Annotated in this window: 12 protein-coding genes; 4 read left to right on the top strand and 8 right to left on the bottom strand. The window is 33.7% G+C overall.

Annotated elements, in window-relative coordinates:
* Positions 1-494: 494 nt before the first annotated feature.
* From GWI59_RS00780 to GWI59_RS00770, 3 genes are read right to left on the bottom strand one after another with little or no spacing between them, the layout of a single operon-like run.
* Complete coding sequence (locus GWI59_RS00780; RefSeq protein WP_072063967.1) at positions 495-1,622, bottom strand: ABC transporter permease; 1,128 nt, start codon at positions 1,620-1,622, stop codon at positions 495-497.
* Positions 1,623-4,379: a ribosome-associated ATPase/putative transporter RbbA gene (rbbA, locus tag GWI59_RS00775; RefSeq protein ID WP_202608811.1), complete on the bottom strand. Its 2,757-nt coding sequence runs from the start codon at positions 4,377-4,379 to the stop codon at positions 1,623-1,625. It abuts the gene before it with no gap.
* Between the two features lie 8 nt (positions 4,380-4,387).
* On the bottom strand, positions 4,388-5,461 hold the full coding sequence (locus GWI59_RS00770; RefSeq protein WP_161723778.1) for an HlyD family secretion protein: 1,074 nt from the start codon (positions 5,459-5,461) through the stop codon (positions 4,388-4,390).
* An 841-nt stretch (positions 5,462-6,302) separates the two neighbouring features.
* Between GWI59_RS00770 and GWI59_RS00765 the strand changes: the two genes are divergently transcribed.
* Both GWI59_RS00765 and GWI59_RS00760 read left to right on the top strand, forming a co-directional pair.
* On the top strand, positions 6,303-7,337 hold the full coding sequence (locus GWI59_RS00765) for an isoaspartyl peptidase/L-asparaginase family protein (RefSeq protein WP_115065363.1): 1,035 nt from the start codon (positions 6,303-6,305) through the stop codon (positions 7,335-7,337).
* Positions 7,338-7,675: 338 nt separating this feature from the next.
* On the top strand, positions 7,676-8,668 hold the full coding sequence (locus GWI59_RS00760) for a tyrosine-type recombinase/integrase (RefSeq protein ID WP_109848489.1): 993 nt from the start codon (positions 7,676-7,678) through the stop codon (positions 8,666-8,668).
* A gap of 110 nt (positions 8,669-8,778) precedes the next feature.
* Here GWI59_RS00760 and GWI59_RS00755 read toward each other — a convergent pair whose 3' ends face one another.
* The 5 genes from GWI59_RS00755 to GWI59_RS00735 all read right to left on the bottom strand — a co-directional run bounded on the left by GWI59_RS00755 (position 8,779) and on the right by GWI59_RS00735 (position 13,869).
* Positions 8,779-10,230 carry an AMP nucleosidase gene (locus tag GWI59_RS00755; RefSeq protein ID WP_161723776.1) on the bottom strand — a complete coding sequence of 484 codons (1,452 nt, stop codon included), beginning with the start codon at positions 10,228-10,230 and terminating at the stop codon, positions 8,779-8,781.
* Positions 10,231-10,296: 66 nt separating this feature from the next.
* A complete protein-coding gene (locus tag GWI59_RS00750; RefSeq protein WP_161723774.1) occupies positions 10,297-11,631 on the bottom strand; it encodes a hypothetical protein in 1,335 nt (444 codons plus the stop codon).
* A 117-nt stretch (positions 11,632-11,748) separates the two neighbouring features.
* Positions 11,749-12,657 (bottom strand): AEC family transporter, encoded by a 909-nt coding sequence (locus tag GWI59_RS00745; RefSeq protein WP_161707084.1) that lies wholly within the window; start codon positions 12,655-12,657, stop codon positions 11,749-11,751.
* A 192-nt stretch (positions 12,658-12,849) separates the two neighbouring features.
* Complete coding sequence (locus tag GWI59_RS00740; RefSeq protein ID WP_109400627.1) at positions 12,850-13,335, bottom strand: GNAT family N-acetyltransferase; 486 nt, start codon at positions 13,333-13,335, stop codon at positions 12,850-12,852.
* Positions 13,336-13,383: 48 nt separating this feature from the next.
* Positions 13,384-13,869 (bottom strand): hypothetical protein, encoded by a 486-nt coding sequence (locus GWI59_RS00735; RefSeq protein WP_237585194.1) that lies wholly within the window; start codon positions 13,867-13,869, stop codon positions 13,384-13,386.
* A 248-nt stretch (positions 13,870-14,117) separates the two neighbouring features.
* On the opposite strand from GWI59_RS00735, the gene catA reads away from it, so the two are divergent.
* Both catA and GWI59_RS00725 read left to right on the top strand, forming a co-directional pair.
* Complete coding sequence (gene catA, locus GWI59_RS00730) at positions 14,118-14,759, top strand: type A chloramphenicol O-acetyltransferase (RefSeq protein ID WP_006536734.1); 642 nt, start codon at positions 14,118-14,120, stop codon at positions 14,757-14,759.
* Between the two features lie 101 nt (positions 14,760-14,860).
* A protein-coding gene (locus GWI59_RS00725) for an IS3 family transposase (RefSeq protein ID WP_442958892.1) occupies positions 14,861-16,203 on the top strand; the annotation gives its coding sequence in 2 pieces (ribosomal slippage) (positions 14,861-15,311 and positions 15,311-16,203; 1,344 coding nt in all).
* Positions 16,204-16,235: the final 32 nt, after the last annotated feature.

Here is a 16,235-nt window from a genome sequence, read left to right as displayed (position 1 = left end):
ATATCTATTATTTGATAAAACACCATCAGGATTAAAAATAAAATGCGATTTACTTCTACCTATTGTTAAACCAGTATTATTATCTAAAAAACGTTGATGCCCAAATAACAAATTATAATTTATCTCTAATGGGTTTCACATCCATTATATCTATGCCAATTTTTTCTTCCTTATTAAATTTCCTTTCTCTTATTACTTTTTTTAATATTTTCATTATTCTCATAAAATTAGCCTTATTAAAAATAAATTTAACTCAATCAATAAAAATATATAAACCATGTCATTCAAGTAATGGATAAAATCCTTTATTAATTAATTCTAATTAACGCCTTACCTTAAATAGATTATTTACCTTCGTGAATATTATTTATTGAAATATCATCGTTAAGTAAAAAATACCAACCTTAGATAATTAAATTAATAAAAAACCTATTCCCTTCTCTATTTAATAATAGAAGAAAATAGGTTAATTTATCGATTAATATTTAAATTTATTAGGCCATAGCCGAAATGGTTTTTCTAAAACGTAATAAAGCTAATAAAAAAAACACCGAGCCAATAACAATTAAGATAATGAATTGAGGCCACACAATTGAGAAGTCAGCACCACGATATAAAATAGCCTGAGCTAAGCTAACAAAGTGTGTAGTTGGCATTGTTTGCATAACATCCTGAACAAACTGAGGCATACTTTCCCGCGATGTCATCCCTCCTGATAACATATTTAATGGCAATAATACCATAATCATCAATAATCCAAATTGAGGCATTGATCGAGCCATTGTTCCTAAAAAAATACCTATCGAGGTTGTTGCAAATAAGCTTAAAGCAACACCACACATAAACAGTAGAACAGAGCCTTCAATAGGAACATGAAGTAAAGATTTCACGACTAATACCAGTGACATAGCTGATGCCAATAATACAACCAATCCCATTGACCATATCTTAGAGAGCATTATTTCAAAGGGAGTAACTGGCATAACCAGTAAGTGCTCAATAGTGCCATGCTCTCGTTCTCTTATTAATGCAGCTCCTGTTAATACTATCGATAACATGGTGATATTATTGATAATTGCCATAACAGAACCAAACCAAGATTGTGTCAGATTCGGGTTAAAACTCATCCTAACTTCCAAATCAACTGGCAGTGGATCATTGGTTCTATTTTTCGCTAAAAAGGTTTTTGCTTCCCCCATTACAATGTTTTGAATATAGCTATTACCTAAGAAAGCTTGGCTCATTCTCGTTGCATCAATATTAACTTGTATTTCCGGTTTTCGACCCGCTAAAAGATCACGCTGAAAATTAGGCGGGATATCAAGAGCAAAGGTATAAGTACCTCTATCTAACAAACCATCAATTTGCTCAGGCGTAATATCGGCTGGAGGTAAGAAATAAGGCATATAAAAACTATTTACAATACGTGCGGATAGCTGAGATTTGTCCTGATCAGCAACGGCAATCGGCGCATGATGTAACGAACCGGGTGTAACAGTCGCAGATGAGTAAATTGACACAGTAAAAGCAAATACAATTAATGCCAGCATCGCTTTATCACGAGAGAGACTGCGCAGTTCTTTTACACCTAAATTAAACACATTTTGAATTGTGCGCCACATTTAAGCCTCCTGCTTTTTCAAGAAAAAGATACTCAACCCAATAACAATTGGAATAGTGATAAGCATAGGAATAAAAGACCAAGGTAAATCAAAAAGGTTTAATCCCTTAGAGAATGTCCCTCTTGTGATAGTTAAAAAGTGAGATGTAGGATAAATATGCCCTATCCATTTACCTATACCTTCCAATGATGAAACAGGGTCAATCATTCCTGAAAATTGTGTTGCTGGAATTAAGGTAATAATTGAAGTACCAAAAATAGCGGCAATCTGACTTTTCATAAAGCAAGAAATAAGTAATCCCATTCCTGTAGCAATAGTGATATAGAGTAATGCACCTAAAGAAAGCGTTAACATACTTCCTTTAAAACTCACCCCAAACACAAAGACAGAAAGCGCGCAGAGCATAAAGAAGTTAAACATACCCAATAAGATATAAGGAAATTGCTTGCCTAACAAAAACTCTGCTTTAGTGACAGGTGTAACATAAAGATTGATAATAGAACCAAGCTCTTTTTCACGAACCACGCTCAACGCACTTAACATTGCGGGGATCATCATTAATAAAAGAGGAATAACAGCAGGTACAATTGCAGGTAAACTTTTTACATCAGGATTATAGCGATAGCGGGTTTCTATATTAATGGGTGATAATTTATCAACCACATTAGTTGGTTGGCGCATAGCCATATCAAGCATCCATGTTAAATGCATTGCCTGAATATAACCGCGAACTGTTTCAGCCCGATTAGGCATTGCGCCATCAATCCAAACACCTATTTTTACAGTATGACCTTTGGCAATATCCCGAGCAAAATTAGGCGGAATTTCAATCGCAACCGTAATATCTCCACTACGGAGTCTCCGTTCAAGTTGGTCATAATCTGTAATTGGTGCTTTTTCAATAAAGTAACGAGAACCAGAAAGGTTTTGGCTATATGCCTGACTTAACCCTGTTTGATCTCGATCCATAATACCAAAGCGTAAATTTTCAACATCCAAACTAATACCGTAACCCATAATAAACATCAGGATCACCGTACCTAATAGTGCTAAAGTAAGACGCACAGGATCTCGGCGTAACTCCATACCTTCACGAATACTATAACTAAATAGACGTCGTAGGCTAAAGCGCTGTTTTAACGCTTTTTCTGCACTTTCATCACTAGATACAGGAAGTTGTAGGCTTTTTTCATTAAGTTCAGAAGCTTCTTGTTCACCCGATGCCTTTTTAAGGTAATCAATAAAGACTTCTTCAAGTGTATCAAATTGGCTATTTTTAACTAAATTTGCCGGTGTATCTGTGACTAATACTTTACCAGCATGCATTAGTGACATTCTGTCACAACGTGCCGCTTCATTCATAAAGTGAGTTGAGATAAAAATAGTGACACCGTCACGTCTAGATAGGTCAACCATCAAGTTCCAAAACATATCTCGCGCAATGGGGTCAACCCCTGAAGTCGGTTCATCCAATATCAGCATTTCAGGTTTATGGATAACAGCAACTGCGAGTGACAAACGCTGACGAATACCTAATGGCAACCCATCGGGCATCATTTCTTCAACATCAGTTAAATTAAAACGCTCACTCATTTCCTTAACACGTTGAGGAATTTCTTCTTCTGGAATATGAAAAAGCTTGGCGTGTAATTCAAGATTCTGTCGTACAGTCAATTCACTATAAAGTGAAAATGCTTGAGACATATAGCCAACACGGCGACGAGTTTCAATATCTTTAGGATCAACTTCTTGACCAAATAACCAAGCTCGCCCTTCGCTCGCTTCAAGTAAACCTGTCAGCATTTTCATTGTGGTTGATTTACCACAACCATTCGATCCTAAAAACCCAAAAATTTCTCCTTTAGGGATACGGAAGCTTACGTGGTCTACTGCAACAAATTGCCCAAAACGCATAGTTAAATCTTGCGCTTCAATAGCGATGGTATCATCATCACTTTTATCTCTTGGTGGGATAATCACTTTTTGGTGATCTTTCTTTTTCTCTTCTGGCAATAATTCGATAAAGGCAGCTTCTAGTTCATCAGTATGTGTTTGGGCTTTTAATTCATCAGCATGGCCTGTTGCTAATATTTTTCCTGCATCCATCGCAACCAACCAGTCAAAACGCTCAGCTTCTTCCATATAAGCGGTCGCAACTAACACGCTCATATTTTTTTGACGCTTACGTATACGGTTAATTAATTCCCAAAATTGTGCTCGCGATAATGGGTCAACGCCAGTAGTCGGTTCATCAAGAATAAGTAATTCTGGATCATGAATAAGTGCACAACATAAACCCAATTTTTGTTTCATTCCCCCAGAAAGTTTACCCGCCGGTCTATCACGGAATGGGGCTAAGCCAGTACTTTCAAGTAAATCATTTATGCGTTCTGCCCGCTCTTGTTTTGATTGACCAAATAAACGGCCAAAAAAATCAACATTTTCAAAAACAGAAAGCGTGTGATAAAGGTTTTTACCTAACCCTTGAGGCATATAGGCAATACGAGGACAGACAGCTCTTCGGTGTTCAACATTATTCATATCACCGTTTAACACAATTACTTGCCCAGTTTGGATTTCTCTCGCACCAGAAATAAGCGAGATCAAGCTCGATTTCCCTACGCCATCTGGGCCAATTAACCCAACCATTTTCCCAGCAGGAATAGCCAATGTCACATCATCAAGCGCTTTGGTATCGCCATAATGTTGGGATACATGAGTCAATTCAATGATATGAGAATGACTTTTCGTTCTCATTGTTTGACTCATTGTGGTAATTTCACCTCTAAATCAGTTGGCCAAGATTGGTTGTTATCTAAGCGAATATAAGCACGACCGGGTAAACCTGTTTTTACATATTCAAGGTGTTTTTCAAGTAATTCAGGTGAAATACGCGCTCTTACACGGAACATAAGTTTTAATCGTTCATTATCAGTTTCAACGGTTTTCGGTGTAAATTGAGCGACACTAGCAACGTAGGTTGTTTTTGCAGGAATAACAATATGAGGGGCTGCATCTAAAATAATGTGAACGTCACTTCCTAATGCCGCTTTACCGGCAGCTTCTGTTGGTAAAAAGAAAGTCATATAAACATCACTTAAATCAACCATATTTAATACACGGCCGCCAGCACCTAAAACTTCACCAGGCTCTGCGACACGGTATTGAACTCGACCATTACGCGGTGCTTTTAAAATACTGTCATCCAATTCTGCCAAAATGCGTCTTTCGGTTGCTGTTGCTGCATCTACTTTTGTGTTAGCTTGAATGATCCCCGCTTTAGCCGATTCTATTGCTGCAATGGTGGCGGTTTCTTGAGCTTTAGCTGCTTCAACTGCAGCCCTTGCTCCTTCTGTTCTTGCTATATCATCATCTAATTGTTGAATAGAAATAGCATTAGTTTTTACTAATGCACGAGAACGATTAAGTCTTTTTTGTGCAGCATCAAGCTCAGCAATACGTTGACGAACAACGGCTTGGGCTGCAAGTTGTTCACTTTTACGCTGTGATAATGCAGATTGTGCAGTGACCACACTACTTTTCGCTTGGTTTAATTGGGCTTGAACTTCATGAAGTTGTTCTTTTAGTGTTCGAGTATCCATGTTTGCCAACACGTCCCCCGCTTTAACAAAATCTCCTTCTTGAACTAAAATAGAGTCTATTCTTTCTGGACTTTTCGTTGAAATATCAATTTCTGTTGCTTCTATTCTCCCATTACTTTGAGCAAATCCTGAAGGGAGTGTTGGTGTTTGAGATTTCCACCAAAAAATTCCCGCGGCAACAACCACGACAATAATAATGCTATAAACAAAAAAACGACTCTTGTTTTGATTTTTCATATAAATTATTTAACCTTCCTTTAGTCATAAAAGAACACCAAAAATATGTTTATCCACTGTATGTAAGAAAATAGTTAAATAATGAGACGTATTAATTTTTATTTTATATCTATTTAAAAATAGTTCATTTGTGTTGATAAAGCTAACGAACTCACTATAAAAAAATAAAATATTAAATGCTAACCTTATGAATTATAAATGTTATGTTATTATAATAGAGCTTTAACTCAAATTAATGTAGTACTTTTATCACAGAATCCGTTATCCCTTTTTGATTATTCGAGGAAACACACAAATTGTATATAGAAAACCCAATTTAGTTACATTAAAATACAGATGAAACAATAACAAAACGTTATCAAAGATAAATCAATATTAAAGATTACTTAGCTTTTTGATAAACATTTCAATACAAAATAGATTTATTTCCCTATTTAACATTATTAAAAATTTATTTATTGTACAATTGAGTAAATTTTATTTTTTTAAATTTAATCATATAAAATAAAAACAAAAAATAAAAACAACAATATTATTTTGTTTTTTAAAAAAATATTATTAACTACATTTTATATTTATTCCCTTCATTAAACCAAGAAACACAAAAAGAACACAACGTATTGATTATCATTTTAAAATGATAAAAAAGCAGGCTATAACACACGATAAATTAAAAAGAAAATTAAGTGTTCAGACCACTTATGTCTTAAACTTTTTATATAGTGATTATTGCAGTTAGTTATCAAAGTACATAGATGTAATTAATTAGAGTTTAAGATCAAGATCGTAAAATCCATATGATAATACCGCGTTAATTTTAATTAAAAAAGAAGGGTTATATATGAATAATATTAAGTATAAACTCGCCACAATGACACTTTGCACCCTATTTACTACCTCTGTTTTTTCAAATAACGCTCCTCCTATTCGCCTTGTCATTCATGGTGGTGCTGGGACAATCACTAAAGACACCATCACGCCAGAACAAGAAAAAGAATATAAAGAAAAACTAACTGAAGCACTAAATGCTGGATATGCTGTTCTAAATAGTGGAGGAACCAGTATAGAAGCGGTTCAAAAATCGATTAATATCATGGAAGATTCACCATTATTTAATGCGGGGAAAGGCGCCGTTTTTACCCATGATGGTCGTAATGAACTTGATGCTTCTATTATGGATGGTAAAACCCGTAAAGCTGGCGCTGTTGCAGGTGTAACTACGGTTAAAAATCCAATTAATGCCGCCATAGCTGTGATGGAAAAAAGCCCACATGTTATGATGGTTTCTACTGGTGCTGATCTTTTTGCTAAAGAACAAGGGCTTACTATTGTTGATCCGTCCTATTTTAGAACTGAACATCGTTGGCTACAGCTTCAAAAAGCAATAGAAAAAGAACAAGTCGTTTTAGACCATGATGGTAAAACGGCTGCTCTTTTTGTTGATCCTATGATGTACGATTATAAATATGGCACCGTTGGTGCAGTTGCTCTTGACCAACATGGCAACTTAGCTGCGGGAACTTCTACGGGAGGAATGACAAACAAGCGTTATGGCCGAGTTGGTGATTCCCCAATTATTGGGGCAGGTAATTATGCTGATAATGAAACTGTTGCTGTATCTGCAACAGGATCTGGTGAAATGTTTATCAGAACATTAACTGCCTTCAATATCGCAGCCCAAGTTAAATATAAAAATTTACCTTTAGAAGAAGCTGCTCAAAATGCACTTGATGAAGTTAAAGCGATCAATGGTAGCGGTGGTGTTATCGTATTAGATAAAACAGGTAACTACACAATGAGTTTTAATTCTGAAGGTATGTATCGTGGCACAATTGGTAATGATGGAAAACCTGTTGTCGCAATTTATAAAGATTAATTTAACTAACCATTGATTATTTCGCACCCATTTTTACTGTTATCTTCATTATTTTTAAGTTGATAAAAGGTGAAAATCTTGGGTGCGAAAACGATCTAAACGCCTTTTATCCCTTCTTATTCCCTATTCTTTTTCTTAACACTATTTACCCTATTTTTTCATTAATCTAATTTGACTGTTATTCGCACTAAAAAAGCTCATACAACAACCTTACTGACGATAAAACAAACAAGATCGTCTCTACTTATTAAAATGATCCTTTGAAAAAGTAGCTTTTTTCTTTTTTGGATCTGTTAGAATATTCGTCATGGTTATGTTGATTTAATAAGGAAATAGCAGTGGAATTTCACCACGACGATCAGGACTTAACACCTGAAACATCGCTAGTCTTGCCTGAAAAACAAGCATTATTGGATTTGAATGCAACATTCACCTCGCCCGCTCATACTAATCCAGCAATGGCTTATTTAATGAGTTTAGGTTCAAAACGTAGTCGTCAAACAATGGGATCATTTCTCACTATTGTTGCTAAGATGATCGGTTTTTCTTCTCTTAAAAATTGCCAATGGGGAGCTCTTCGTCGCCATCATATTCAAGCTATTATTGATATGTTATCTGATGCCAATAAAGCCCCTGCCACTATCAATACTTATCTTGCAGCATTAAAAGGTGTTGCTTTAGAAGCTTGGGCAATGAAACAAATGGATACTGAAAGTTATCAGCATATCCGCCAAGTTAAATCTGTAAGAGGAAGTCGATTACCTAAAGGCCGAGCACTCACTAGCAATGAAATTCGTGCTTTATTTAGAAGTTGTGAAAAAGACAATTCATCGAAAGGCTTAAGAGATGCCGCAATATTAAGTGTGTTATTAGGTTGTGGATTACGTCGTTCAGAAATAGTGGCACTTAATTACGAGCATATTCAATTTCGCGATCAAGCTTTTCTTGTTAGAGGTAAAGGTAATAAAGAACGAATGTCTTATATGCCTGATGATACTTGGGATCGCCTTCAATTATGGATTAATGAAATAAGAGGCACGCAAGATGGCCCTCTTTTCACTCGCATACGTCGATTCGATGATGTCACTGATGAACGGATCACCGATCAGGCCATTTACTATATTTTGGAAAATCGACAACAAGAAAGTTGTATTGATAAATTTGCTCCTCATGATCTAAGAAGAACATTTGCCTCTGCAATGCTTGATAACGGTGAAGATATTGTCACAGTAAAAGATGCCATGGGACATGCTAGTATTATGACGACTCAACGTTATGATAGGCGTGGAGATGATCGTTTAAGAAAAGCGGCGAGACATTTACGTTTTTAAATTTTATTTCCAAATATCGTATTATCAAAAATAGCTATTTTGATAATACTTCTTAAAAATCCCCAATTATCGGTTTCCGTTCATAATTAGGGATTTTTATTGCTTACTCTTTATCTGAACGGTGGCTCATTAAATGTTCTTAATTTACGAGAGTGTAAATTACTCTCTTCTTGTTTAAGTAATTCAATAGCTTGAATACCAATTTGCAGGTGTTCGGATACAGCCCCTTCATAAAAATGATTAGCCTGACCTGGTAATTTTATTTCACCATGCAATGGTTTATCTGATACACACAATAAAGTGCCATAAGGAACCCGAAAACGATAACCTTGTGCAGCAATTGTGGCACTTTCCATATCAACAGCGACAGCGCGACTTAAGTTAAATCTTCTTGCTGAAACCGAAAAACGTAATTCCCAGTTGCGATCATCCGTTGTAACAACAGTTCCTGTTCTTAATCTTTGTTTTATTTCATGCCCCGGCTTACCACTGATCATTTTCGTCGCATCATAAAGTGCACGTTGTACTTCAGCAATATTAGGGATAGGAATATCAGGAGGTAAAATGTCATCTAAAATATGATCATCGCGTAAATAAGCATGAGCCAAAACATAATCACCAAGTTGTTGGCTTTCACGTAATCCACCACAATGACCAATCATTAACCAAACATGAGGACGTAAAACAGCTAGGTGATCACAAATTGTCTTAGCATTTGAAGGGCCAACACCAATATTAACTAATGTTATTCCGGGACCTTCTTTAGCTATTAAATGATAGGCTGGCATTTGATATTTCTTCCAAGTTAAATCAGATATTAACTTTTCAGGATCAACAGTTTCTGCTGTAATTCGCTGAAACCCAGCACAGGAAAGTGCACAATATGGACTATTTTCATCCGCAACTTGATCGCAAGCCCAACGAACAAATTCATCAACATAACGATTATAATTCGTATATAAAATATAGGGTTGAACGTCTTCAGGTAATGTACCTGTATAATGTTTTAAACGCGCTAATGAGAAATCAGTACGTAACGCATCAAAATGAGAAAGTGGCAACATTTCCCTATCACAAATTAAACCATCAGTAATTTCATCACCGATTTTAGATAAATCAGTTGTTGGAAAATATGTTGCTAAAGAGGCACTCATCTTTCTATCAAAACCAATACCTGTTCCATCGATCACAAAAGGATAAGGAATTTCTTGTTTTGAAGCGGTTACTTCAAAAGTAGCATGATAAGCATCAGCAATAAGTTGAAGTTGTTCTGATAAGTAATTCTCAAATAAGGCAGGATTAGTAATCGTGGTAGAATAATGACCTGATTTTGATAATCGACCATAAGCGCGTGTTTTATCTTCTATTTTAACTTCACCATACCAATGTACAGTTAATTGAGGATAAGCAAATATACCTTCAGCTCTTTGTTTTATATCTGGTAATTTTCCATCTTGGGCATAATCAATAATTGCATTGCGTAAAGCATCAACAGCATTTTGATATTGTTGTTTTAATTGATTAATAATTTTTTGAATTTCTGGATCATGAGGTTGTGACATAAAAGAGCCTCTTGCTTATTATTGGTTTATCTACATGATAGCAAGAAGCTCTGTTTAGCCCAATAGTCAATATTTCAAGATCGCATATTCATATTTGCTTTTATTATCAAGAATAAGTGTTTTATTTTCAAAATCATATTCGAAAATTAATTTTGTATGATCTTCTAACGTACTTTTATCTCCGACTGATAATAACTCTGGAAGACTATCGTCAGATTCAGTAACCTTCGAATATTTATCCAATGAAAAAGGCTTTTCTACAAGCTCCTCACTAACGAGATTGACTAAATTATAGTGTTGTTCATTAACATACGCTAACTCTGTATTTATTAAATTATTTATATTTTCTATATCATTAGTACTTTTATCCTGTAATGATTTTTTATTTTCTATTTCAATTCTTATTTTATTTTTACTATCCTCTTTGATAACATTTATTGTTGTTTTTCCTGAATAAGGAACATTAATTAATCCAGAAAATGGATCTTGCTCTATCAAAAATAATTTAAATTCAAGAAGTCCTTTTTGATATAATAAGGAATAAATTATTTCTTTATCATTCCCATCCAAATTTTTAAATTCATTTTTTAATTTCTCGAATTCTAACTCCTTGAATTTTATCTCATCTAAATCTTGTGGTTTATTTTCTAGGTCAGCAATTGGAATAGTATTAATACTCAAGTTCATCCTTGATAGATCTTTAAATAATTCAAGTTCTATTTTTTCCAACAGATTATTATGTATTGATTTGTCTATTTCTTTTTTTTCATTTTCAATCAGATTTTTTAATTTATATGGAAATAGATCACAATCAAATTTGGATTCTTTATACAATTTATTTTTTAATATATAATCTCTATTGAAATTACTCTCACCCTTGAATCTATCAATATTATCTTTTATTAATCCAATGATAATTTCTTTTTTAATTTTATCATTTTCGTTATCTTTCACATCGATTTTTAAAAATTTATTTATAGCATCAATAAGTAAATCATTAAACCCATTCTTTTTCAATGCTATGATTATGTTCGCGATTAATTTTATCCCTTGAAATCCATCCTCATTAATATTATATGAAAACTCTATTTTTTCATCATTGTGAGTTTCATTCAAAAGAATAGAAAAAGTTACCCTATCCTCTTTTTTTTCAATGAAAAATCTCTCTTTATACAAATCAGATGAAAAATTCATTAATTGACAAAATCCTTTTATTTTATCCAATGCAGTTGTTTCAAGATTAAAAAAAGTATCTTTAATTAATAAAATAACAGTCACTTCTTGTCCAATACCAAACCAGTTTTTTATTTTTTCCCATAACGTTCGTGCCATTAATGGATCATCTGCATTTTTTATCTTCTCTATTCTGCAACGGGGAATTGAGACACCATTGATTTCCATAATTTTTATACCTAAGTCTAAATTTATCAAATTTAAAATATCAAGAAATAAAATTTATGATATAAAAAAAATACCATTTGATTTTAAAATGGTACTTTTTTAATAACGAGAATTTTTCTATGGTAATAAAAAACTTAAAATAATAGGTAATGTAATCGAAGCAAATATCGTTTGAGAAGTAATGATTCCCGCCATAAGTTCAGAATCCCCGCCTAATTGTCTAGTTAGAATATAAGAAGTAGGTGCCGTTGGTATCGAAAAAAATATAACCAAAAGCATCATAACTAATGGAGATAAAGCTAAAAAATAAGCAACGCTATATGCTACTATCGGCACAATAAGCAAACGAGTAACTGTATTTACTCCAATCATTTTACTTTCAGCTTTTAGCGTCGAAAGATGTAATGCAGCACCTATACAAATAAGCCCCAAAGGTAAACTGGTTGCGGCTAATAACTTCAAAAACTGATCGCTACCAAAAGGAAGCCCAACGCCTGACAGATTTATTATGATCCCCATAATACAAGAGATGATTAAAGGGTTTTTTATGATAGGTACTATTAGTTGACGCAATGTCACATTTTGCCCTGCGGTTAAACAAAGTACTGAAGTGACATTTGATAGAGGAACCAGTGTTGCTAATATCAAGGCGGCTATTCCTAATCCTTCAACACCAAATAAATCAGCAACAATAGCTAAACCTAAATAAGTGTTAAATCGAATATTGCCTTGAACGATCGCACCAAAGCGGCCAGCAGACCAGCTTGTTATTTTTTTCAAAATAATACACAAGAGAGTGACAATAATGACTACAGAAAAAATAGCTCCAGCAAGATGAGGTAATTGAGGATCAGATAAAGGTGCATTTGCTAAACTATTGAGCAATAAGGCAGGAAAAAGTAAAAAATAGTTAAGCTTTTCAGCCCCTACCCAAAATGCGGGTTCAAATGTTTTATTTTTTCTTAAAATTGCACCGAGCCCAATTAACGCAAATAACGGCCATAACGTTAATAACACATTTTGCATAGTCTTTATCCTAGAGATATTGTGATAGTTTACAATATCGCAACATCATGCGGATTGCTATTTTATGTTATTAATATAAAAGCTAATTCAAAAAATGATAACAATAAATTTATATCGCATTTTAAGAATAGCTTTTTTTATTCTTAGTCTATTATAAAAATCATCCTTTTGAGATGATTAAAATAAAAACAACTACTCTAAATCAATACACATGCGGTAACAATGTAAATTTGCTTTCGCTAAATCAGAATAATAATCACGTCCTTCTAATACTTTAAAGCCTTGCTTTAAATAAAATGATACTGCATTAGGGGTTGCATCTAAAAATAACTTGGATTGCCCTCTCTTAATTGCTTCATGTTTCAATTGTTTTAAAATGAGTCCTGCAAATCCCTTTCTCATGTATTCGGGTAATGTGAAAATAGCTTCAGCAAAACCAGTTTTAACATCTAAAAAACCCGAAGCAACAGGAATATTGTATTCTTGATAATCAATCACATAAAATGGATTACCAATAATGGCCTGCCGATATCCTTCAGGCATTTCATCAGGTGTCCAAGCAGCTAAAATCTCAGATGGATAAACATTCTTACAACCAAATCGCAGTGCTTGATTGCGTAAATACCACAATCGTTTAGCTTCTTGTGGTTCAGCGAGTCTAAGTTGAATCATACTCATTTCCATCTTATTCATTCTGTTCAAGAGTCTCAAATTAGTAAATACTGTTTAACCATTTACTTCATTATTATTTTCTTTTGAGTCTTTATTGATGTCAACTTTGTAGACTGATGGTGCAAGTAAAGCGATCAGCCCTGTTATTAATAAAATAGAAAGTAATACCATTAAAATAGATGGTGCATTAAATAATAAATATGGGGTTAATAAAATAGGACTAACTGTTAAAATAAGAGAAATGATAACGGGGTAGCTTATACCTATATCTCTTATTCGTTGAGATAAAATAAGTGTAAATATGTAGACTTGTGTTATTAAAAATATTATTTCTATTAAGCCATATGGTGTAAAAGAGAATAAGTAGTAAAAATCTCTTTCAGTGATTAACTCTACTTTATCAGGATAAAGCGATATATACCATCGATATGCTAAGTTCTCTGCAATAGAAAATAAAATTGTCCACGCAATTTCCAGTCCTAAAAAAGAAAGTCTCCCACGCCTTTGTTGTTTCCATTGATAAGCAAGTTTAGCTTGCATAATAAATCCCTTCATTTTAAATAGTAATTTTATAGTTTTTATCATGATACACTTATGTCATCATCTAATGAAAGCACAAAAATACCTTCAAATTTTGATATTTAATGTGATAATCTTCTCTCAATACTTTCCTTTATTTAACTAAAATATAAAATACATAAGGAGTTACGATGCTATCTATTCAGACAACCCGTTTTGCCCTTCTTCGTTAAAAACAAATTTATTACTTAACAAGAAGGGCTTTAAATATGAATTATAAAAAAGTCGATTTAGAACAATGGAATAGAAAAGAGCATTTCTTACATTATCGACACAACGTGCAGTGTGGCTTTAGCTTAACCACCAAAATAGATATTACTGTCTTAAAAATAGTATTAGATAAAAATAATCTTAAGCTTTATCCGGTAATGATCTATTTGATTGCAAAAACAGTTAATAGCTACCCTGAGTCTAGAATGGCGATCAAGGATAATGAATTAGTTATTTGGGATTATATCAATCCGGCATACACTATTTTTCATCCTAAAACGGAGACTTTCTCTGAGTTATGGAGTGAGTACTTTGAAGATTGGCATTCTTTTTCACAAGGATATAATCAAGATTATCAAAAATATAAAGATAATCTGAGTCTATCCGCAAAAGCTAATTTTCCCGAAAATCATTTCTGCATTTCGATGATCCCATGGGTAAGCTTTGATGGATTTAATTTAAATATAGCTAATGTAAAAGATTATTTTCCTCCTATTTTCACTATGGGAAAATACACCCTTCAAAGTGGCAAGTTTTTATTACCGATATCCATTCAAGTGCACCATGCTACATGTGATGGTTTCCACATAGCTAGAATGATCAACAAACTCCAAGAGTTATGTGATAATTTTTCAGGCTGACGAAAGGAAATTTTCAATAAGTAAAAAGTGTGAATATAGAAAAAGCATCTCAATATGAACTGCACCCCAAAAGTTGGACACCAACTTTGGGGTGTTTTTCTATGGCTAAATATTCTCTTGATTTTAAACTAAATGTGATTAATTTTTATCTCAAAGGCAATAGTCGTCTATCGACGGCTAAGCATTTTTCTATTAATGATTCTCAGGTTCGTTGCTGGTGCTCCGCTTATCAATTGCATGGTATTGAGGGAATTAAGCCTCGAAAATCCAAAGTAATCTATTCTCTTGAGCTAAAAATGCATATATTGTCTCACATGACAAAACATTCGCTTTCTGCCAGAGAAACAGCTGCTCTTTTTAATATTCCAGCCTTTACCACTATATTGGAATGGAAAAATATTATGGATATTCATGGTATTAAAGCACTAGTCCCCAAGAAAAAAGGAAGACCTACATTGACTAAAAAGAAAAAAGAATTACCTAAGGATGACAAAGATAAATCGGTTAAAGAACTTTTAAAGGAACTTGAGTATTTGCGTGCTGAGAATGCTTGCTTAAAAAAGTTACAAGAATTGCAGGAAACAAAACGACGGTAAAACAACGTGTTGCTGTCGTTAATCAATTAAAAATGATTTATCCGGTTTTGGTTTTATTACGTGCGCTTTCTTTATCAAAAAGTACGTTTTATTATCACCAAAAAAATAGTCATAATTCAAAAGACAAATTATTAAAAGATAAAATAAAGGAGATTTATCATCAACATAAAGGTCGATATGGTTATCGAAGGATCACTGCTGTACTGCGAAATGAAGTTGTTATTAACCATAAAAAAGTACAGCGGTTAATGCAGGTTCAGGGACTAAAATCTATTGTAAGACCTAAAAAATATCGCTCTTATAAAGGCCAATTAGGTCGAATTGCTGATAATCATCTCGAAAGAAATTTTAATGCCAGCAAGCCTAACGAAAAATGGGTTACTGATGTCACCGAATTTAAGGTAAAAGGTGAAAAGCTTTATCTTTCGCCTATTCTTGACTTATTTAATCAAGAAATTGTTTCCTATCAGATAGCTAGACGTCCTCATTACAACATGATTGAGCAGATGCTTACCCAAGCCTTTTCAAAATTGACTCAGAGAGGTGAGCTGATACTGCATTCAGATCAAGGATGGCAATACCAAATGAGCCATTATCAAAATAGCCTTAAGAAACAAGGAATTATTCAAAGTATGTCACGAAAAGGAAATTGTTTAGATAATGCAGTAATCGAGAATTTTTTTGGCATATTAAAAACAGAATGTTTTTATACAAAGCAATTTAGAGATTTGGATGAACTAGAAGAAGAGCTTCATGAATATATCAAGTATTACAATACTGAACGGATCAAGATAAAATTAAAAGGACTGAGCCCAGTTCAATACCGAACTCAGTCTTTACCTAACTAATTTAAACTGTCCAATAAATTGGGGTCAGTTCA

It is taken from the genome of Proteus sp. G2673 (genome assembly GCF_009915125.1).
In the GTDB taxonomy this organism is placed as follows: Bacteria; Pseudomonadota; Gammaproteobacteria; order Enterobacterales; family Enterobacteriaceae; genus Proteus; species Proteus penneri.
The sequence above is the reverse complement of the archived record's forward strand: the minus strand, read 5'-3'. Positions and strand labels throughout refer to the sequence as shown.